Annotated in this window: 23 protein-coding genes and 1 other RNA gene; 3 read left to right on the plus strand and 21 right to left on the minus strand. The window is 47.2% G+C overall.

Annotated features, from left to right (window positions below; translation table 11 throughout):
- Positions 1-10 precede the first annotated feature (10 nt).
- The 3 genes from ODZ53_RS25490 to ODZ53_RS25500 all read right to left on the minus strand — a co-directional run bounded on the left by ODZ53_RS25490 (position 11) and on the right by ODZ53_RS25500 (position 2820).
- A complete protein-coding gene (locus tag ODZ53_RS25490; RefSeq protein ID WP_142498795.1) occupies positions 11-1483 on the minus strand; it encodes an aminotransferase class I/II-fold pyridoxal phosphate-dependent enzyme in 1473 nt (490 codons plus the stop codon).
- A gap of 104 nt (positions 1484-1587) precedes the next feature.
- Positions 1588-1770 carry a sigma factor G inhibitor Gin gene (locus ODZ53_RS25495; RefSeq protein WP_007719893.1) on the minus strand — a complete coding sequence of 61 codons (183 nt, stop codon included), beginning with the start codon at positions 1768-1770 and terminating at the stop codon, positions 1588-1590.
- Positions 1771-1830: 60 nt separating this feature from the next.
- On the minus strand, positions 1831-2820 hold the full coding sequence (locus ODZ53_RS25500) for a hypothetical protein (protein ID WP_372680936.1): 990 nt from the start codon (positions 2818-2820) through the stop codon (positions 1831-1833).
- 195 nt (positions 2821-3015) lie between these two features.
- On the opposite strand from ODZ53_RS25500, the gene ODZ53_RS25505 reads away from it, so the two are divergent.
- Complete coding sequence (locus ODZ53_RS25505) at positions 3016-3543, plus strand: hypothetical protein (RefSeq protein WP_372680938.1); 528 nt, start codon at positions 3016-3018, stop codon at positions 3541-3543.
- 16 nt (positions 3544-3559) lie between these two features.
- Here ODZ53_RS25505 and ODZ53_RS25510 read toward each other — a convergent pair whose 3' ends face one another.
- The 10 genes from ODZ53_RS25510 to ODZ53_RS25555 all read right to left on the minus strand — a co-directional run bounded on the left by ODZ53_RS25510 (position 3560) and on the right by ODZ53_RS25555 (position 12437).
- Positions 3560-3826 (minus strand): pro-sigmaK processing inhibitor BofA family protein, encoded by a 267-nt coding sequence (locus ODZ53_RS25510; RefSeq protein WP_012683850.1) that lies wholly within the window; start codon positions 3824-3826, stop codon positions 3560-3562.
- Positions 3827-3839: 13 nt separating this feature from the next.
- Positions 3840-4070 carry a DUF2508 family protein gene (locus ODZ53_RS25515; RefSeq protein WP_012683849.1) on the minus strand — a complete coding sequence of 77 codons (231 nt, stop codon included), beginning with the start codon at positions 4068-4070 and terminating at the stop codon, positions 3840-3842.
- Positions 4071-4085: 15 nt separating this feature from the next.
- Positions 4086-5063, minus strand: coding sequence for a CPBP family intramembrane glutamic endopeptidase (locus tag ODZ53_RS25520; RefSeq protein WP_172143065.1), 978 nt, complete (start codon positions 5061-5063; stop codon positions 4086-4088).
- Positions 5064-5122: 59 nt separating this feature from the next.
- Positions 5123-5596 (minus strand): SRPBCC family protein, encoded by a 474-nt coding sequence (locus ODZ53_RS25525; protein ID WP_012683847.1) that lies wholly within the window; start codon positions 5594-5596, stop codon positions 5123-5125.
- Positions 5597-5857: 261 nt separating this feature from the next.
- Positions 5858-6454, minus strand: a complete 597-nt coding sequence (gene recR, locus ODZ53_RS25530) for a recombination mediator RecR (RefSeq protein ID WP_012683846.1) — start codon at positions 6452-6454, stop codon at positions 5858-5860.
- A gap of 28 nt (positions 6455-6482) precedes the next feature.
- Positions 6483-6794, minus strand: a complete 312-nt coding sequence (locus ODZ53_RS25535; protein WP_041749751.1) for a YbaB/EbfC family nucleoid-associated protein — start codon at positions 6792-6794, stop codon at positions 6483-6485.
- Between the two features lie 45 nt (positions 6795-6839).
- On the minus strand, positions 6840-8537 hold the full coding sequence (gene dnaX / locus ODZ53_RS25540) for a DNA polymerase III subunit gamma/tau (RefSeq protein ID WP_372680941.1): 1698 nt from the start codon (positions 8535-8537) through the stop codon (positions 6840-6842).
- Positions 8538-8678: 141 nt separating this feature from the next.
- Positions 8679-10112: a PAS domain-containing sensor histidine kinase gene (locus ODZ53_RS25545; RefSeq protein ID WP_372680943.1), complete on the minus strand. Its 1434-nt coding sequence runs from the start codon at positions 10110-10112 to the stop codon at positions 8679-8681.
- A 241-nt stretch (positions 10113-10353) separates the two neighbouring features.
- Positions 10354-10618: signal recognition particle sRNA large type (gene ffs, locus ODZ53_RS25550), an RNA gene on the minus strand.
- Positions 10619-10673: 55 nt separating this feature from the next.
- Positions 10674-12437: an HD-GYP domain-containing protein gene (locus tag ODZ53_RS25555; RefSeq protein WP_372680945.1), complete on the minus strand. Its 1764-nt coding sequence runs from the start codon at positions 12435-12437 to the stop codon at positions 10674-10676.
- 213 nt (positions 12438-12650) lie between these two features.
- Here ODZ53_RS25555 and ODZ53_RS25560 point away from each other — a divergent pair, with 213 nt between their 5' ends.
- Positions 12651-13541: an EamA family transporter gene (locus ODZ53_RS25560; RefSeq protein ID WP_372680947.1), complete on the plus strand. Its 891-nt coding sequence runs from the start codon at positions 12651-12653 to the stop codon at positions 13539-13541.
- Between the two features lie 124 nt (positions 13542-13665).
- Here ODZ53_RS25560 and ODZ53_RS25565 read toward each other — a convergent pair whose 3' ends face one another.
- The gene (locus tag ODZ53_RS25565) at positions 13666-14325 is read right to left on the minus strand and encodes a DedA family protein (protein WP_012683840.1); all 660 of its coding nucleotides are present in this window, start codon (positions 14323-14325) and stop codon (positions 13666-13668) included.
- 12 nt (positions 14326-14337) lie between these two features.
- A complete protein-coding gene (locus ODZ53_RS25570; protein WP_372680949.1) occupies positions 14338-14937 on the minus strand; it encodes a class I SAM-dependent methyltransferase in 600 nt (199 codons plus the stop codon).
- Positions 14938-15175: 238 nt separating this feature from the next.
- Here ODZ53_RS25570 and ODZ53_RS25575 point away from each other — a divergent pair, with 238 nt between their 5' ends.
- On the plus strand, positions 15176-15484 hold the full coding sequence (locus ODZ53_RS25575; RefSeq protein WP_012683838.1) for a DUF4870 domain-containing protein: 309 nt from the start codon (positions 15176-15178) through the stop codon (positions 15482-15484).
- Between the two features lie 79 nt (positions 15485-15563).
- On the opposite strand, the gene ODZ53_RS25580 is transcribed toward ODZ53_RS25575, so the two are convergent.
- The 6 genes from ODZ53_RS25580 to ODZ53_RS25605 all read right to left on the minus strand — a co-directional run bounded on the left by ODZ53_RS25580 (position 15564) and on the right by ODZ53_RS25605 (position 19080).
- Positions 15564-16196: an NAD(P)-dependent oxidoreductase gene (locus ODZ53_RS25580; protein WP_188066730.1), complete on the minus strand. Its 633-nt coding sequence runs from the start codon at positions 16194-16196 to the stop codon at positions 15564-15566.
- Positions 16197-16385: 189 nt separating this feature from the next.
- On the minus strand, positions 16386-16775 hold the full coding sequence (locus ODZ53_RS25585) for a rhodanese-like domain-containing protein (RefSeq protein ID WP_372680951.1): 390 nt from the start codon (positions 16773-16775) through the stop codon (positions 16386-16388).
- A gap of 24 nt (positions 16776-16799) precedes the next feature.
- Positions 16800-17066 (minus strand): metal-sensitive transcriptional regulator, encoded by a 267-nt coding sequence (locus ODZ53_RS25590; RefSeq protein WP_372680953.1) that lies wholly within the window; start codon positions 17064-17066, stop codon positions 16800-16802.
- 93 nt (positions 17067-17159) lie between these two features.
- Positions 17160-17642 carry a DsrE/DsrF/DrsH-like family protein gene (locus ODZ53_RS25595; RefSeq protein WP_007719857.1) on the minus strand — a complete coding sequence of 161 codons (483 nt, stop codon included), beginning with the start codon at positions 17640-17642 and terminating at the stop codon, positions 17160-17162.
- 84 nt (positions 17643-17726) lie between these two features.
- A complete protein-coding gene (locus ODZ53_RS25600; protein ID WP_372680955.1) occupies positions 17727-18515 on the minus strand; it encodes a sulfite exporter TauE/SafE family protein in 789 nt (262 codons plus the stop codon).
- A gap of 340 nt (positions 18516-18855) precedes the next feature.
- Positions 18856-19080 carry a sulfurtransferase TusA family protein gene (locus tag ODZ53_RS25605; RefSeq protein ID WP_012683833.1) on the minus strand — a complete coding sequence of 75 codons (225 nt, stop codon included), beginning with the start codon at positions 19078-19080 and terminating at the stop codon, positions 18856-18858.
- Positions 19081-19128: the final 48 nt, after the last annotated feature.

Here is a 19128-nt window from a genome sequence, read left to right on the forward strand (position 1 = left end):
GTTGCTTAAATTATCGTAAAACCTGTATCGTTTGTAGCTGGTCGTCCTGTACGCCGTGGAATCGCGTTTGTCCTCTCGCCAATTCCTTTAGCATCGCCAGACTTTCTTCATCGATCCGCTCACCTGGCACCAGCACCGGAATCCCCGGCGGATATGGAATCACCATCTCTGCCACAATGCGTCCCAGAGCCTGCTCCAAAAGAATCGACTCCCTCGGGCAGTCAACGGCTTCATGCATCGGCAATGCCTGCTCGCGCAAATAATGGGAAGACACGACTCCCGCCAAAAGAATGCGCTCCTCCCCCGGTTCCACTTGTGGCGCCATCGATTCAAGCAATCTCCACAAAGCTTCCAGGTCACGGGAGGCTGTTCCTGTCGAGGCTGCAAGGAGTACATGAGAGTCATCCGCCAGCTCCGAGAAAATCCCGTGCTTTTCCATCCATTTCTGCAAGTCAAATCCACTGAATTGGGCTGTTCGCAAATGGAAAAACAGCTTCAACGGGTCAAGCGTAGCGTACACGCTGTTTGTGGACAGGCGCGGCCAATCCAGCCAGTCCAGTCGATCGAGTCGCTCCCGAAACTTGTCCAAAAGCGGCAACAACCTATTCCACTCCTCAGTCGCCTCCAGCACCAGATGACGTCTGGCTACATCGAGCGAAGCCATCAGCACATAGGATGGGCTGGAAGACTGAAGCATGGCGAGATGGCGGAACAACCGTTCACGATCAATCCGCTCCCCCTGAATATGCAGCATCGAGGACATTGTCATCGCTGTTCCCATTTTGTGTGTCGATTGGACCGAAGCATCTGCACCTTCCTGCATGGCAGAACGCGGAAAGGCAGGATGGAACCCGTAGTGGGCACCGTGAGCTTCGTCTATTAAAAGCGGTACGTCAAACCGATGGACAGTAGCCGCCATTTTCGCCAAATCGATACCCATTCCATAATAGGTTGGATTCGTCAAAAAAACTGCCTTCGCATCGGGGTGTGCAAGCAGCGCACGCTCTACATCTTCGCGCCTTACACCCGCAGCGACTCCTGTTGCCAGATCGACGGCAGGTACTAAAAAGATCGGGGTTGCTCTCGCCATCATAATGCCGTTGAATACAGACTTATGGCAATTGCGTTGTACCAGTATCTTGTCGCCCGGTCTGCATACCGTCATGATGAGGGCGATATTTCCTACTGTACTTCCTCCGATCAAAAACTTGGTCTGTTCTGCATGAAAGGCTTGCGCCGCCAAATCCTGCGCTTCTGCAATGACACCCTGTGGCTGATGCAGGTCATCTGTCCCGCTAATTTCCGTTACGTCCAGCTCCAAAATGTCTTGAAAGCGATTTTTCGAATGGTTGTCAAAGCTGTGGCCCATTTTATGTCCTGGCACATGAAACGGATGCGGCCGATGCTTGGCGTGCCGTTCAAGCTGTTCATAAAGGGGCGCACGCTTTTGTCGCTCCCGAAATTCAACATCTCTCTCCAACACGCGCGACTCACGTCCTTTATTTTTATTCCCCTATTTTAGCATGATTTGGACACGCATGAATCCAGCAAAAAAAAGACACCGGAATGCACCGATGCCTTCTTTCTTCACGCATCTTTTCGCAACCAAATGCGTCTCATCTGATGAATAAAAAATGGATACTTTTCATCCTGTACATCGGTATTGACCATTTCCTGTTCGCACCGTTGACAGATAAACTGCTCACAGATGGCGATTCCGTCATTCTGCTCCTGTTCACAGACGATACATCGCTGAGCAACTTTTTCCATAGTGAAAACGCCTGCCCTTTTCCTCAATATACCAATCATTATACCCTATTATAGTCAGCATCATTCCCAAACGTTCGTGTTTTCGCCGATAGCTCGGTAGGCTTGGAAGTAGGACTGGGCTTCCTGCACAGGGAAGCAAGCTGCTGCATCAATGACATAGGAATGCTTCATTCTGCTAACCAGCTCTGATAACGGCAGCTCTGCAATGGTCGTTCCCGCAGCATTCCCGATCACGAGCAAATCCGCATCCTTTACAGCATCCTGCCACGAATCGTGTAGCGTCCAACGCGTCATCCTTTTGTTCGGAATTGGCTTGTCCTCCCCCGTGTAAATGGCAACGTCCGTTTCAGCCAACCAGTCAGAAGACATCTGCTCCCATAGCGAATCCTCTCCCCAAAGTACGATCCGCTGTATATTGGCTTTTTGTAGAACGAGCCTGCATTCTTTTTCAAGCCATCGAACGATAAGAGAAGAGTCCTGGCGGGACGGGTAGAGCCAGCCGTGACCGATTCGTTTGTCCATACCGAGCGCGCGACTGACTTGGAGCAGAGAAATTCCCTTCTCATCGCAGCTGGCACCAAGTTCGATATAAAACTGCTCCTTCCACGCCAGATAGCGCGGCAATTGCCGAAGCGCTTCATCCACTTCGCGCATCCCGCATACCATCGTCACCAGTGAGTAGCGAGCGAGCTGCCTACAGAGGAATCGCATCCATCTCCCATCAGGTTCCCCTCCAAGCAAAGCACGCTCGTGGGTAAATAACGCCATGCGGATGACCTCATACTTCCCGGTGTGCTCGTATTGGGTATGTAAAGTATTCGCCCAGTCGTATGGCACATCACTTCCGTAGACAAGCGCAAGCCATGGCCCCGTCCCCAGCTGTTGCATCCTTTCCTGCAAAAGCTTGCCATCACTCTCTTTCGTCAGCAAAAATCCATTGGCGCCTTCTTGAATGGCATCTGTGCTGCAAACAACCAGCTCGATTCCACATGCTCCTAGCTCATTTCCGAATCTGGCTACGACCTCCTCTGAAATGACCCAAAGCTTCACGCTCTTCTTCCCTCCTTACGCCCTACCCCTATCATTCCTTTTATCCTTTCCATAACAAAAAGCCGTCAGTCTAATCAGGCTAGACAAACGGCTTGTTTCATTCGTTGTATGAGCTTTCTCAAGATTTGCGACTGTGCGATAATGGAAACGCAGACTTTCATTCATCCAGACCGCTGTCAAAGGAAGTGACTTCTCATGAAAGAAACCGCCGCCCATACGATCTATAGCTACAAGCTGCTCTATCGTTTTCGCTGGCAATTCGTCGGCTACCTTTTTCAACTGCTGTTATTAGGCTTGTCCCTTATTTGGCACTCATTCATGCTACAAGTCCCCGCTTATACGCTGATTGTGACTTTAGCGATTCTACCCGTAATACCGATCTGTCATTTGGTCTTATTTCGACTGTATGCCCGTTTTCGCGGCCATAAGCCAAAGACCACTGCCGATATGCTCGTCTCTCCATGGTGGGGGGCAGGCTATCCACTTCCCATCCCTCTCCCTGTCTATCGGGGAAGTGAGCTGACGGTAAACGTGGGGAGTATGGCAATTGCAGCCGGGGCTTATGTGTGGCTTTCGGAAGGATACGGGCTCACCTTGATCACCGGAACGTTGATCGTCTCGCTGCCACGCCTCCTCGCCCTCCTTACTTCCTTTCGTCAGCCAAGTCATAGCCGTGTGAAATACGAGGATCGCGGCGTTGCCTTTTTGCTTACCGATGGATAACCGAATCGATACACCTTTACATAACCCATAGCTTGATGACAATCAACGCCGCCAATCCAGGCAAACGGAGTAGTCCGACGAGCAGAGCCGTCACTGGGTTGATCGGGATGTGGAAGTTAGCCAGCTCTCCAACCAGATTGGTGAAAAACAGCAATAGTGCGCCAATCACGACTTGCATGATCCCAAATCCAATCCACCTGATCGGGCCCGTGACAGATTTGCTGACGGCAATCACCAGCAAAATTCCAACTACAATCAGTGCTATAACCCACCCTGTAGTCATCTGCTTTTTCCTCCTATGCCTGTTGGCGATTCCTTTCGCGCTTTGCTTGCGCGAGCAAATACATATACCGCTTTTCGGTCACATGCAAATAGTAAATGACATCATCCAAACCGCCATCCGGTTCACTGATCTCCACAAGATGGCGGGCATGCTGCCAGTCCATTCGCGCCTGATTGACTGCCACATCCAAGCTCGCTTCATTCCATTCCACCACGAACCGTGCTTTTTTTCTCCACCTACTCACCAGCAAGCTTCCCCCTCAGTGAAAGTAGTAAAGTACCCCTGTCATGTTGTTCAACGCATGCAACAAAACGGCTCCCCAGATTGATTGGTACCGATGTCGAACGAATCCGAGTAAAAGTCCAATGACAAAAAGTGGAGCAAATAGGGCGAGATCCATATGTAGGAGCCCAAACCAGAGACTGCTCAGGAAAATACCCAAAAGAGGCCCAATTCTCTGAACCAGATAAGTCTGAATCACGCCCCGAAACAAAATCTCCTCCGCAATCGGAACCAAGATGCCAATGACCACGAGTGAGGTGAGCGCCGCCAAAATATCCGTTTCTTTCGCCTGCACAATCTCTTTTTCGATCTGCTGCTCTCGCTCTGAAGATAGAGACAATCCAAACCAGTCCGCAATTGGGTTAGTCACCACCGCATCCATCACTAGTGCAATCAAAAGAAACAGAGCAGCGAGCATCAACAGCATCCGGCCTAGTCGTACAGGTCGGCGAACGCCGATTTCTCCCAGTCGTCCACGAAACCACAGTGGAATCAAAATCAACAGGAACAGTTGAAAAATAGCTGATTCCAATATCCCTCCGATCGTTCCGATGGAAAAGAAGGTACCTTCCAGTAAAAACCCATACAACAGCAGTACGCCCGTTTGAAACACATGCAGCCAAGCTACAATATGCAGTACATCATTCCCTGTAAGCTCGTCATATTGCCACAGCCATGACGTCAGCTGCCGTCTTTCTCTTAGCAGGCTCACAATGAAACCAACGGTCGCAATGAAGCTAAATACCGTCACCCCAAATGCAAGTAATCCTAACCACACCTCCGGTTGCCCGACGGTAGTAGCAACCCACTTTCCGTCTACCCCCTTGTGAAAACGAATCATGGATAACTCCGCAGCAAACATGAGCCAATACCCAATAAACAGCATGATCGCCCATGGAGTGGACTTTTGTCGCCGTATCCCACTCGCAAGCGACAGTCCTGGTCCTGTCAGCATCTCCTCACGCTCCTATTTCACTGTATGTCTCGTCCATTCAAAAAAGTCCGGCATTTCTATCAAGATTGCAAAGCTTTGATCTGATCTTCTGCTACTTGCTTGAGATATTCATTACGCGTTCGTAAAAATCGCGTCATATACGCCTCCAGGAACAACCAATCCGCGAGCTTTCCCAAAATACCCAGCGGAGATGTGTAATCAAAAATGTCGATCATCCTCGTCTGGTTGTCCGTTATCGGAATGAACTCATGCGTGTGATGAAACCGTTTGAATGCGCCAGAAACCATCTCATCCACGAAATAGCACGGTTCCTCCATCTCTGTGATTTTCACCGTCAAATTTTGTTTGATACCGAAGTGAATGGCTTCCCAGGTAACCGTCTCCCCCAGGTTTATCAGTCCGCTCGTTACTCCTCCAATGGCTCTCTCCTTTGTGCTGGCGGTTGATTCCATATGCAAATCAATGCTTCTGGCAGCATCAAAGCAGACCTGTCGCGGAGCATCTATCAAAAACTCCATACGAATAACTGGCATCCTGCATCCTCCTCTTGAAATGAAAAAAAGACAGGCAGCCCCCGTCTTCTTTTCTATCTTTGTCGTACGTATTGAAATTCCTAGGATGATATTTAAAAAGTCGTCCTTTCAGCACCGAGAAAGTGGCGAGAACCTGAAGAAGGAGGAGCGGAGTGTAGGGGACCTACATGAGCACCGGACTTCGAAGGTGAACGCCAATTTCGATGTCGAATGATCATCTAGAACTACATCGTGATCAAAGGACGACTTTTTAAAATTCCTTTATAGGTCGCGTCTGCCTTCCAATGCTTTGGTCAGCGTGACTTCATCGGCGTACTCCAAATCTCCACCGACTGGCAAGCCGTGGGCGATACGCGTCACGCGAATGCCAAAAGGTTTAATCAGCCGGGAAATGTACATCGCTGTTGCTTCCCCTTCGATATTCGGGTTGGTCGCCAAAATGACTTCCTTCACCTGCTCGTCACCGAGGCGCTTCAACAGGTCAGGAATGCGAATATCCTCCGGACCGATCCCATCCATAGGAGAAATCGCCCCGTGCAAAACGTGATAATACCCTTCAAACTCTCGCGTCTTCTCCATCGCTACCACGTCTCGCGGCTCTTGCACTACACAGATGATGGAGCCGTCACGGCGTTTGTCCCGACAAATATGACATGGATCGAGATCGGTAATATTGTTGCAGACCGAGCAGTAATGAAGCTGACGCTTGGCATTGACCAATGCTTTTGCCAGATCAAGCACGTCGTCCTCTTTCATATTGAGCACAAAAAAGGCAAGCCGCCCAGCCGTTTTGGGACCAATGCCGGGCAATTTCATAAAACCATCAATGAGCTTTGAGACCGGTTCTGGATAAAACATCGCCTACTCCTCTTTTCCTGCCCAATTTTTAGAACAGGCCTGGGATGTTCATGCCTCCAGTAAATTTGCCCATTTCCTTGCCTACCATTTCATCTGCTTTACGCAGTGCATCGTTCACAGCAGTAAGCACCAGGTCTTGCAGCATTTCCACATCTTCAGGGTCTACTACTTCTGGCTTGATCACGATGTCTTTGATTTGCTTATGTCCATCAATTTTCACAGTGATAGCACCGCCACCAGCAGAGCCTTCCACGATTCTATCTTTCAAGCCTTCTTGCGCTTTTTGCATTTCTTCCTGCATTTTTTTCACTTGCTTCATCATTTGTTGCATTTGCTGCATGTTTTTCATTGAGGTATCCTCCCTAAATGGTTATGAGTGTATGATTTAGTCTTTGACTTCCACAAGACCTTCTCCGACGAGCTTGATGGCTTCCGCCAAAAACGGGTCCTCTTCTGGCTCATCAGAAGCGTCTTTTTGACCAACCTGCTGGTCTACACTTTGCCACTCTTCCTCCATGACAGACAAGAGCTGCAAAGGCCTGCCCAACACCGTAGACATAACGCGCTCAATCACGCTCCGAAGCTCTGCCTCCATCGTCTTATCACAATGGATAGCACTGTTGAAGGTTACGACAACCGCTTCATTGCCGGCAGCTACCGGTTGACCATTGACTAGCCAAGCCTGGTATTGGATCTTGATCTTTTTCAGTTCGGTCAAAATTTGACTCCACTGCCCACGCACTTGTCTCGTCAAATTCTCATCCATGGCCTTCGCGACTTCCCTGACTCTATTCATCGGGGTTCGTGAACCACCAGAAGCCGCAGCTATGCGCCTTGGTTCGCTTTTGCGCGTTTCTTCGGCCTTTTGCTGGCCGGGAATGCTCACCTGACCTTGCATCACTTGAACCAAACGCTCTTCCAAAACGCGAATACGATTGGACATCGCGGTCAGTTCCTCGCTGTTAACGGGTGAGGCTCCCACAAATTCCGTCGCATTCGCATTAGGCTGGCACATTTTGACAAGGGTCAGTTCAACCAACACCCTTGCATAGGTCGACCATTTTAATTGCGACAAAGCCTGATTGCAGGTCTCAATCGCTGCGTAAAGCACCGGAAACGAGTACAGCTTTGCAACCTCTGCAAACTGGTCATCAATCATGGTCCGCTCGACAATCTCTTCTAGCTGCGGCGCTGTCTTCAATAACAGCATATCGCGGTAATAGTAGAGGAAATCGTGCAGGAACTGCTCCGGGTCCTTCCCTTGCACCATGACTTTATCAAATTGCTCCATAACCTGCGCAATATCATTTTCGGCAATATGTCGCGCAAGCACAGAAAAGTAAGATTGGGCAACTGTGCCCGTAATCTGCATAATATCACTAGCACGAACCTCGTCCTTGCTATAGCTAATCGCTTGGTCCAACAAGCTAAGAGCATCACGGGCTCCACCTTCAGCCATCTTCGCTACGAGCTGCAGGGCCTGCTCCTCCACCTGCACCCCTTGTGACTGACAAATCCTTTGCAAAAGATCGACCATCACTCTCAGTGGAATTCGGTGAAAATCAAAGCGCTGGCAACGAGAGATAATCGTAGCTGGCAGCTTGTGCGGCTCTGTCGTCGCCAAAATAAAAATGACGTGGGACGGCGGCTCTTCGAGGGTTTTTAACAAAGCGTTAAATGCCTCTGTCGTCAGCATATGCACCTCATCGATGATGTACACTTTATACCTGACGTCGCTCGGGGCAAATTTCACTTTGTCGCGAATGTCGCGGATCTCTTCAACACCACGGTTGGATGCCGCGTCGATTTCCAGCACATCCGTTACAGAACCGTTGGAGATGGCTCTACACGTATCGCATTGATTGCATGGCTCGCCATCTATGGGCTGCTCGCAGTTCACTGCTTTCGCCATAATTTTGGCTGCACTTGTTTTTCCCGTACCTCGGGGACCGTTGAATAAATAGGCATGGGACAGCCTATTTTCGCGTAAAGCATTACGCAAGGTTGTCGTAACATGCTCTTGTCCGACTACGTCTTGAAAAGTCTGCGGTCGGTATACGCGGTATAGCGCGGTATAAGCCATGTTCGTGTGACACTCCCCATCTGCACAGTCCTCTTCTATATCCTATTCAGTATACACGATTGCCACCGTTCGTACAAAGTGAACGGACATGTCTCATTTAAAAAACGTCCCGTTCACAATTGTGCGGGACGCATTCTACACCTAATACGGCAGCATGATATGGAAGGTCGTCCCAAACCCTTTGGAGGAGACACGGATTTGACCGCCAATATCGTGAATGATTTTTTGGCAGACAGACAATCCGAGCCCTGTCCCTTCCTCTTTTGTCGTAAAAAACGGATCAAAAATCTTATCAATAATGTAAAGCGGGATGCCTGGACCTGAATCGTGAATATCGATACTCACTTTGTCGCCATCCTGATCCAAATGATGGGAAATCTGAAGCGATCCCTGCTCTCCCATTGCTTCTATTCCATTTTTGCAAATATTAATGAACACTTGCTTCAATAGCTCGTTATCCCCGACGACCATCGGAAGCTTACCGCAAGAGGCAAACTGGACATCAATTCCGTACAGATTCGCCTGCGACTCGACGATCGGCAAAATTTCCTCAAAAACGGTATTTAAGTCGACCATGGAATATTGAATATTACGCGGCTTGCTCAATAGCAGGAATTCACTGACTAAAGAATTGATGCGATTGATTTCGGTGAGCATGATTTCGGTGTACGTTTTCTCCCTCTCCATGCCACTGTCACCAAATAACTTGAGGAACATTTGCAGAAAACCTTTGATCGAGGTAAGGGGATTGCGAATCTCGTGTGCTGTACCAGCAGCAATTTGCCCGATCATCGCCAAGCGCTCATTCCGCTCGAGCTTTTGGGCAAAGGATCGCAGGTTTGTTATGTCTTTGAAAAGAATAAACGCCCCCACTATTTTCCCTGACTCGTCTTGGAGTGTATTTGCGTCGACAATCAGCTCATAGCGTTGGTTGTCATTAGTCCAGGAAGTCGCGACATTTTGCAGCTTTACGCCTTCCAACAGTTCTTTTTTAATGAACCGATGCGGTTCGGGGATGCCGCTAAATACTTGATCGACGTGCTTATTGATGACGTCCAGTCTCTCCATACCCAGTAGCTTACACGCCGTCTGACTGGCTTCGATAATGATTGATTTCTCGTCGAGGATAAACAAGCCCATGCTTGTATCATAGGTCAGTTTGGTCAGCAATCGTTGCGATAAAAGCTGATCGCTTTCTTTTAGGAGTTGGGGAAAATGAATCATGTACAGAAGTTCTTCCGCTTGCTGTGCCATGATCATGACAGATGTGTTCCTGCATTTTCCTTGTTTATCACACCATTCCAGTTCGACCTCGCCTTTGGTTCCCACTTCTTCTTCCCTTCGCAAATATTCCTCATACAGATGCTCTATGGAACCTCGATGGGGAAGAAGAGAACTGATAGGCTGATTGACTAGTTGATCGCGTGAATATCCGGTTACACGAAGCAGTTGTTCGTTGACCTCCACGATACTACCCGCTTGATTCACCAATAAAACGGCAGTAGGCAGTTGATGCATGAACCGCTGCAATCGACCGGACGAGCCAACGAGATGTAACGAAGAAAGTGCACTCATTGCTTGTCCCTCCTGGCCTATGACGTATTTTGAAAGGAAAGAAACCGAAATCCTTTCCGCCTATTATGAAAATTCGTGAAAATACTCATAAAACCTTCATTCTATCCGCTTAAAAAGCATGGAAATGTTTCGCTAGTTATCGTCAAATTCCAACAAAAAATAATTGGATCGTAAAATAAACACAAACAAAAATAGCATGCTTCCCTTTGGAAACATGCTATCTGTACATGCGTGATAAGTACCGTGCACCTATCTTCGATAATTCTTATCCAAGCGTTACTTATGGTAGCAGCTCAGAGCAGGCTACCCTGCGGCACACGCGATGATCCACTTATGGCTGCTTCCTTCCGGACCTGACCAGATTCATGGGTTCGCGTTGCACAGGACCCGCTCCTCAACACCGCCGCCATAAGGCAGCCTCACATAAGAAAACCTAGGATAGGAATTCAACCCTGCTATTGCGGATTGCAGGTTACAGGGCACCGCAACCTCCCCGTCTAGCACGGTAGAATTAGAATACCAAAGTTAATAGCCGATAGCAAGGAGTAAACCTATCCAGTGTTAGGAAATCTCTCTATCCTTACTAACTCTTCCCTTGCAATCCGCCGATTGTGTAATCTGAATAGCTCCATTCTCAAAAGCCTTCTTAAAAATCGAAACAATGGAGGGATCAAACTGTGTTTCTTGGCATCGCAGAATTTCTTCGTATGCCTCATTTGCTGACATAGCTTTGCGATAGGAACGTGTAGAAGTCATCGCATCAAACGTATCTGCAACGGCAAGAATACGTCCGATCAGCGGGATTTCTTCCCCTTTAAGCTGATCAGGGTAACCTTTTCCATCCCATCGCTCATGATGATGCCGCACCCCTGAACTGATATGAGACAGGTTTTCTATCTGCTCCACAATTTTTCCACTGATGATGGAATGAGTTTTCATGCATTCATACTCGTCAGGTGAGAGCTTCCCAGTTTTTAAAAGGACGTGATCCGGAATGGCTACTTTTCCGATATCATGCATTAATCCAGCATAACGTAAATCATCTCGTGAAACGGCAAGCTGCTCCTGTTGCTGTAAATAATCATAGATGATAAGGGCGTAGTGTGTAACTCGTTTTGAATGTCCTGCTGTATAAGGATCCTTCATCTCTACGGCTAAATAAAAGCTGCGAACGATTTGATCCAGCCTCTGTTGCGAATACTCCCGCTCTCGGGTAATTAACGAATGCATCTGTTCTGCCATGGTGTTGAACTTATTCTCCAATAGCGTTATTTCTTTCATTCCCTGTATCGGGACGCGTATAGAAAAGTCACCTTTCAACAAGGAGTCAGTGGCGGATACCAAGCTATAGATCGGCTCACCAATCCATTTTGATAAACGATGAGCCACATAACAGGCAAATAAAATAACGATTAAAAGGGTGAAAAAAAAGATGAGGTTCAATCGTTGTAATCGTTCATTAATCCCGTCTCTTGGCAACCACTCAAAATAAGCACCACCGCTTTTTTCAGATACTTGACGGTATACGTAAATGTCCTTGCCTTGAATGAGCAAAGAAAAAAGTCCTTTTTCATTGGATTGTTCCCACTGATTGCGTACCATTTCATAATGGGGAAGCCCCGAAACGTGATTTCCAATCATCGCTTTATCGGTGTGAATCATAATGGTTCGGGAGGGAGAAAGAACCATCATGCCATACTCTTTTGGAACGACGTAGGTACGGACCCAGTCAGTCAGTTTATCCAGATCGATTTCCACCAATAAAAGCCCCGTAGCTCCTGGATTCGAACTCTCCAGGCGCTTCTCGAGAAAAAATGATCTTGGATACTCCTCTTTCTCCCTTTTGGTTAGAAAATCTACCCTGCTTTCTCCGGTTCCCCAATGCTCTCGTTCCATAAATTGATTATCCGCACTCCAGCTCTTATCTTCGCGTAAGGAGAACACTCTCCCATCTTCACCGAGAAAAACAATATTGCCTACCACATTTTGTTTGTGGGAGAAACGCTCGAATAGATTTTGGACGGCTTGTTCCTGCGATGGCCATCCACGCCGGATGCCATTTTTATTTCCCTCGACAAAAGATGGTCCCTCTGTCATACGCACAGTCAGCCTAATCGCCAATTCATCGGTATCCTTTTGGATAGACTGAAAAAGAGACAAAAGACGTTCATCGACGAGTCCTATATCCGCATCCATGTTCGTCTTGTATAGCTCAAATACTGCCTCTTTGGCTTGATCATAAAAAAGGAAGCAAATAAAAATAGTAGGGCCTAGAATCAATAATAAAAATGTGGAAAATAATCGATCCCTCCACTTCAGGTACACAAGCCTCCCCCTTTTTCTAAGCTGTTCACTAATCCTATAGCTACACCATTTGTAGTGGGTACGATTATATAGTGTCACTTCACTATTTCCCGCTGGGATCAAACTCAAACCTTTGTTCAAACCAAAAATGGAATCTTTTTCATCCATAGACAAACGAACGCTGTCGTAATATTCTAGCTAAGAATTATTATCGTATGTGAGGAGATGCATCAGATGAGATACATCCTCCTGGTTTTTCTCGGAGCATGTAGTTACGGCATACTATCAACCATCGTAAAGCTTGCCTACAAGCAAGGCTATTCGCCCGCAGAAGTAATTGGTGGGCAAATGTTTTTGGGCTTTGTGCTGACCTGGATACCCGCCCTTTTTTTCCTGCGGACCAAGCCTTCCCTTCGCCAGTTGCTACTATTGGTCGCAGTAGGTCTAACTGTCGGTTCGACGGGAATGATGTACTACAATGCCCTGCAATATATCCCAGCCTCGATCGCCATCGTCCTTTTGTTCCAGTTCACGTGGATGGGCGTACTGATTGAAGCTGTGATGACTCGCCGGATGCCTGGAAAGGAGACGATTTTTTCCCTCCTGTTGCTGCTGACAGGGACACTTTTTGCAGGAGGAATTTTTGAGAGCGGTGGTTTGGCCCAATTTCATATCCTGGGTGTCATATTCGGCCTTCTCTCAGCCGTTTCTTTTACGTTGTTTATTTTGTTCAGCGGGAAAACCGCCATTTCTGTTAATCCGTGGCTTCGTAGTTCCAGCATGGCGACGGGCTCTTTTCTGTTGGCCAGCCTGATTTACCCACCTGCTTTTCTATTCAACGGAGCATTGTTGGACGGGTTGTTTCCATACGTATTTTTACTCGCCTTTTTCGGGATTTTGATCCCGACGGTTTTTTTCAATTATGGTATGCCCCACATCGGACCGGGGATGGGAGCCATATTGGGAGCAGCTGAGCTACCTATGGCTGTACTCTCCTCCTATGTCATTCTGAATGAATCTGTCTCTATACTCCAAGTGAGCGGTGTCGTGATCATTTTACTTGGAATTATCTTGCCGGAATGGCTGCGCCAGCGAAACATTCGAAGAAACAAGGTTACCTCATAAACGTTGTCCAAAGCCCCTCCATTGTGCCACTACCGCACATACGGACGGGTTTTTTTATGATAAAAATAAAAAAACCTCTGCTCCACGCAGAGGGGTTGTTGACTTCGTCATTATTCCATTCGGGTTACTCTTTTCGATCAGGATCGATCATCAGTGGCTGTGGCGCAGCTGCCATGCTTTTTTGTTTTCTCCAAACTGTAAATCCATAATAAGCAGCAGCAATGAGAACCAGTACGCCTAATACAGAAAAAATCACAGTTCGATTATTTAACAAGGCCACATAAGAAGTAAGTAGCTCCACCTTATTTCCCATGAAATGACCGAGCAAAAACAAGATCAGTGTCCATACAAAACCGGTTGTGTACGAAAACAGAGCGTACCGTGGAAACGTCATCTTCCCGATCCCGACCAAGTAAGGAACCACATGCCTGACAACAGGAAAGAAATAGCTGATACATAGAGCGTAGCTTCCGTAACGATCGAGCAGCGACTGCGCTTGCTCTACGTACTTGTTCATTCCTTTTTTGCGACTAATCCAGTTCAGTGCAGGTGCACCTAGCCATCTCCCGAGCACATATCCCAATGACAGCCCAGACACAACACCCAAATAGGTTGCAATAAATGCAGGAAAGACATGCAGAAGTCCCATCGAGGTCAGCACTCCCGCAGACAGCACGATCACCTCGTCAGGAATCGGCATACCAACAATCCCTAGCCATAACATAAAGAAAAGCGCAAAATAGCCAAACTGACCCACAGACTGGGACAGCATATCGACAATCATTTTGAAATCCTCCTAGCCGACACCCTTGCCATCATCCTTCCGGCAAATGTAGACAAAGGCAGGTGGCAGATTCAATGGAACCATTTTCACCGATACTTGTTCAAATACAGAGGAAAGCTGCTTTTTCATTTGCAGCGAATATTGAAAGGCGACAAATACTCCGCCTGGTTTTAGCGCATGATATACCTGATCCATAATTTGATCACGTAGCTCTTGTGGGAAGTTGGCAAATGGCAATCCTGACAAAATACAGTCGGCTTTCCCCAATCCCGCTTCCGTAAGAACCCGATTCAAATCTACCGCATCCTCGTGGAATCGTACATCGGGAAATTGTGGTTCCAGCCTATTGCGCATCTTGGTCTCCTTTTCAAAGGATACCAGTACGGCTTCCGGTTTTTTCTTTTGCTCGATCCACTTCGTAAAAATCCCCGTTCCTGCTCCTAATTCCACAATTGTATGTGCTTGCTCCCAGTCGATGGGCGCAACCATTTGTTTACAAAGCGCACGGGAACTAGGAGTAATACTGCCTACTTGGCCAGGTGACCGCAAAAAATTATAGAAGAACATCATCCGATCCTTCATGCTGGATGGATGATGACAATCGATCATCATGTTTATATACTCCCTTCTCAGTTCTTGCTTATCCATATATCATATCCAAAAAACATTACGAATTATCTACCAAAAACAAAAGATTTTCTTACTACTATAACAGTAAACGAATGTAAATAAAAATTCCTCCGTCTATAGTCGGAGTAAATAATCACGCTTATGATGGTTTTTTGAGGGATTTCTATACGTTACAATGTCACTAGATCAAGTTTTACATCGAATCAAGGAGGACTTATTTATGGATTATAGAGGTGTAAAAGTCATAACGCACGCTAGCACATTTTTTGCACCGATCCTTGTGCCCATTCTGGTCTGGCTGCTCGTACAAAATCGTGACGCCAAAAATATGGCGCTGCAAGCTTTGTTCTTCCACATCATTATGACGGTGCTCATCGCGATTTCCTGGTTCTTCACTTTCTTGTTGATCGGGATTCCGTTCCTGATTGTGTTTGGACTGATGGCGATCTACTACCCGATTAAAGGTATCCTTTACTCCTTAAATGGACGCCCGTTTTCCTACCCATTCGTTGGTGGGATTGGCCGATAATCTCGATACACGACAAAGACCAGCTATCCTTTGGTAGGAAGCTGGTCTTTGTGTTCAGGTAGAGCCTAATTCCAATCGATTAGGAGCCTACTGTGAAGCGCTCATTTTGATGCTTCGGATTTTCAATTTCATCGAGCATTGCCACTGCATAGTCAGCATAGCTCACATAGCTCTGTCCGCTCGCGTTCACTAACAGATGATCTTTTCCGAGTCGGTACGCGCCTGTTCTCTCTCCTGCTGAGTCAAAAAAGGCAGATGGACTGATATACGTCCATTGAATGCCGTTTGACTCTTCCAATACACGCAAGTACTCTCCATGCTTTTGTGCAGTTGCCAAGTAAGCCTTAGGGAAATCAGGAGTTTCTACTAGGCGCAGTGTTTTGGCTTCGTCTACAAACAAACTGCCTGCACCACCTACAACGAGCAAACGAGTAGAAGGAGCACCCTTCAATGCTTCAATCAGAGCCTTCCCAGACTCGACATGCAGATGTTCTTGACCTGCTGGTGCGCCAAAAGCGTTTACGACTACGTCAAATCCATTCAAATCTGCTGCTGTCAGGTCAAACACATCTTTCTGAATCACAGCTACATCTTTTTGCTCGATTTTGGATGCATCACGCACAATCGCTGTCACTTGATGGCCACGATCCAACGCCTCTTTCATAATTACCTTACCTGCTTTACCGCTTGCTGCTACAATTGCAATCTTCATGATGATATTCCCTCCGTTTTGTATGTTGTAGATGTAACTTAATTAGTTACAACACTTCCAAAAAGAATAGGCGTTTACCGCATCGCCTTGTTGTAATCATTTTAGTTACAACGAAACGAAATGTCAACCCTGTTTTTTTCACACATAAAAAAGCACCGGGGTATTCACACATACACCAGGTGCTAGCTGTTACTTCTTTTTTTTCGGACCACTCCAGGTGATGAACCCGCCTTGCAGGTGAGCCATCTGCGAAACGCCGTGTTTCTTTAAAATTTTTGCTGCCCGCTTGCTACGCATCCCGCTCCGGCAGTATAGCAATATATCGTTTTTGCTGGAAATTTCTTTTGCACGTTGGTCGAGCTGAGACAAAGGGATATTCACTGCTGATGGAATGTGACCCGCTTTATATTCGTGCGGTTCGCGTACATCGATGAGCAGCACCCTGCTTTTTTGGTTAACCCGTTCCTTGAACTGATCTGACTTGAGATTTTCCAATCCCTTTACAGGAAGGAAGCGAGAGATGAGATACCAAATAATGACCGCATAGGCGAACAGCAAAAGAATCGTAGTGAAACTCATAGGAAGCTCCTCTCCAAAATCGGTTTAACGGCTCTTGACCAAAAGCTCTACGGCTTCTTTCACCAGCTTGCTCGTGTCTCCTCCAGCAGCCTGCTCCTCTAGCAAACAGCGTTGCAGGTTTTCCGCTACAATCTGGGCAACCGCCTTGTCTGAAGCGTTGCGAACGGCAGAGAGCTGAGCTACTACATCTTTGCAGTTTTTCTGCTCGTCCATCATTTTCAGCACACCGCGGACTTGTCCTTCGATTCGTTTTAAACGTCTTTTGATATCGTCACTGTAATTGTAATCCATATGAATTCCTCCTGCTTGGAACTACCTTATTTACCTACAGGTATCTTATGCGAAATACAGGCAATGTCAAGCGAAGCGCCTACGCGAGCTGTTTTAAATAAACAGGTTTACTTTTGCCTGTGTCGCATCCCCCAAATAAGCAGCTACACCTGCATACTCCATTCCGTCGAGCAATTCCTCCTGCTTCAGGCCGAGCAAGTCCATCGTCATCGTACAAGCGACCAGCTTCACTCCCTGCTCCTGTGCCAGCTCGATGAGTTGTGGAAGCGTCAGGGCATTGTGCTTTTTCATGACATGCTTGATCATTTCTGGACCCATGCCCATCATGTTCATTTTAGACAGTCCGAGCTTCTTGGCGCCCCTTGGCATCATCCAACCGAACGCTTTTTCAAGCCATCCCTTTTCTACCTTCACGATCTCGTCTTTGCGCATCGTATTGAGTCCCCAGAAGGTGAAGAAAATCGTGACATCATGATCATAGGCAGCAGCTCCGTTCGCAATAATAAAGGCTGCAATTGCTTTATCCAAGTCACCGCTAAACAACACAATCGTCGTTTTTTCTTTTTGTTTTTCCATGTAAGAACACTCCTTCATAATACTCATACTTGTATAGGTATAAAAATAAGCGAAAGAAGCTTTTGCAATGAAAAGCATCTTTCCTTATAGAATGTCACTCCAAATCTTGATCGCCGTTGCACAGATCAGCACAATCAGGCCATAACGCAAATATTTCACATCGCTCTTGGCGCTGACCATACTGCCAATCGGTGCCCCCATAACACTTCCGATGACCGTATACAAAACGGGCAAGAGCGGAATTTGCCCACCCGACAGCTTCCCGATCACACCACCTATTGCGGAGATGAATACAATAGCCAAAGATGAAGCAATCGTCACCCGCGTAGGTATCTTCAGCACGGTCAGCATGATCGGAATGAGGATGAACGCTCCCCCTGCACCGACAATCCCGGATACGATTCCCACAACAAATGCAGCACCAGCAGAAATGAAGCGGTTATATGCGACCTCGCCTGCTGCCGCTTCTGTCCCTCTATTTTTCACGAGCATCAAAATCACAGCGATGATTGCCAGTATCCCGTACACCAAATTAATGCTTTCATTCGACAAGTATCGGGAGAGAGCTGCACCAATCAGGCTTCCCGCCAAGATGCTTACCCCCATATCTCTGACGAGTCCTTTATGAATCAGGGGCGAGTTTTTCCCGTTTCTTTTGCGGAAAGCCAGTACGCCAGACAGCGACGCGAAGAATACTTGAAACATCGATATCACCGAAACTTCCTGGGCGGAAAACTGCGCTACCCCTAGTGCCGGTGGTATAAACAGGAGCATCGGATAGCTGATGATCGCTCCGCCAATCCCAAGCAACCCGGAAAAAAAGGAGCCGACAAAACCGATAGAGACCATAAGCAGAAGCAGCAAAACGTCCATATATCCTCCTTGCATTCCTACCTAACACATCGGAATGCTCAACCCTCTTTTCAAATGAACCATATTCAAGTAAAATTAATCCCAAGTAAATAACTGTGAATAAGGTGATTTCAATGATTCCCTTTTTCAAATCCATTTTTCAGCATCGGTGCCCCACCTGCCAAGAACCTTTGCGCTCACACAATAATGCCTTGTTCAGTGAAAAGCAGTGCCCAAATGGCCATTACAAAGAAGAAATCTATACGCACCTTGGCGTACGGATCGTTTATGAAAATCAGGAGTAAGCGAGCACTATATGAACCGTTAGCGGCTTCATCCAAAAGTGCTCGCTTCTGTCTCCCTACAGCTTTTTCACTAAAAATTTGTACACACCGTTCTCAACCTCATGGGAAACCAGCTCATTCCCGGTTTGCTTGACCCAAGCGGTGAAGTCGTTCAGAGAGCCTTTGTCCGTCGAGAGTACCTCCATGGTTTGACCGGATTGCATTCCGTCCATTGCTTTTTTTGCTTTGACGATTGGCATCGGGCAAGCCAGGCCTTTTGTATCTACCACCATATCCGCCATTTTTTATTCCTCCTGTTATATAAATGCGTGATCAAAAGACGATTTTTT

This window comes from Brevibacillus sp. BD137, from assembly GCF_041644655.1.
In the GTDB taxonomy this organism is placed as follows: domain Bacteria; phylum Bacillota; class Bacilli; order Brevibacillales; family Brevibacillaceae; genus Brevibacillus; species Brevibacillus brevis_D.

Bases quoted from the DNA above. Each gene is read 5' to 3' on its own strand.
- ODZ53_RS25495 (WP_007719893.1), bottom strand. From the start codon at position 1,770: ATGGAAAAAGTTGCTCAGCGATGTATCGTCTGTGAACAGGAGCAGAAT.
- ODZ53_RS25505 (WP_372680938.1), top strand. From the start codon at position 3,016: ATGAAAGAAACCGCCGCCCATACGATCTATAGCTACAAGCTGCTCTAT.
- ODZ53_RS25510 (WP_012683850.1), bottom strand. From the start codon at position 3,826: ATGACTACAGGGTGGGTTATAGCACTGATTGTAGTTGGAATTTTGCTG.
- ODZ53_RS25520 (WP_172143065.1), bottom strand. From the start codon at position 5,063: ATGCTGACAGGACCAGGACTGTCGCTTGCGAGTGGGATACGGCGACAA.
- ODZ53_RS25525 (WP_012683847.1), bottom strand. From the start codon at position 5,596: ATGCCAGTTATTCGTATGGAGTTTTTGATAGATGCTCCGCGACAGGTC.
- recR (WP_012683846.1), bottom strand. From the start codon at position 6,454: ATGTTTTATCCAGAACCGGTCTCAAAGCTCATTGATGGTTTTATGAAA.
- ODZ53_RS25535 (WP_041749751.1), bottom strand. From the start codon at position 6,794: ATGCAGCAAATGCAACAAATGATGAAGCAAGTGAAAAAAATGCAGGAA.
- dnaX (WP_372680941.1), bottom strand. From the start codon at position 8,537: ATGGCTTATACCGCGCTATACCGCGTATACCGACCGCAGACTTTTCAA.
- ODZ53_RS25545 (WP_372680943.1), bottom strand. From the start codon at position 10,112: ATGAGTGCACTTTCTTCGTTACATCTCGTTGGCTCGTCCGGTCGATTG.
- ODZ53_RS25560 (WP_372680947.1), top strand. From the start codon at position 12,651: ATGAGATACATCCTCCTGGTTTTTCTCGGAGCATGTAGTTACGGCATA.
- ODZ53_RS25565 (WP_012683840.1), bottom strand. From the start codon at position 14,325: ATGATTGTCGATATGCTGTCCCAGTCTGTGGGTCAGTTTGGCTATTTT.
- ODZ53_RS25570 (WP_372680949.1), bottom strand. From the start codon at position 14,937: ATGATGATCGATTGTCATCATCCATCCAGCATGAAGGATCGGATGATG.
- ODZ53_RS25575 (WP_012683838.1), top strand. From the start codon at position 15,176: ATGGATTATAGAGGTGTAAAAGTCATAACGCACGCTAGCACATTTTTT.
- ODZ53_RS25580 (WP_188066730.1), bottom strand. From the start codon at position 16,196: ATGAAGATTGCAATTGTAGCAGCAAGCGGTAAAGCAGGTAAGGTAATT.
- ODZ53_RS25585 (WP_372680951.1), bottom strand. From the start codon at position 16,775: ATGAGTTTCACTACGATTCTTTTGCTGTTCGCCTATGCGGTCATTATT.
- ODZ53_RS25590 (WP_372680953.1), bottom strand. From the start codon at position 17,066: ATGGATTACAATTACAGTGACGATATCAAAAGACGTTTAAAACGAATC.
- ODZ53_RS25595 (WP_007719857.1), bottom strand. From the start codon at position 17,642: ATGGAAAAACAAAAAGAAAAAACGACGATTGTGTTGTTTAGCGGTGAC.
- ODZ53_RS25600 (WP_372680955.1), bottom strand. From the start codon at position 18,515: ATGGACGTTTTGCTGCTTCTGCTTATGGTCTCTATCGGTTTTGTCGGC.
- ODZ53_RS25605 (WP_012683833.1), bottom strand. From the start codon at position 19,080: ATGGCGGATATGGTGGTAGATACAAAAGGCCTGGCTTGCCCGATGCCA.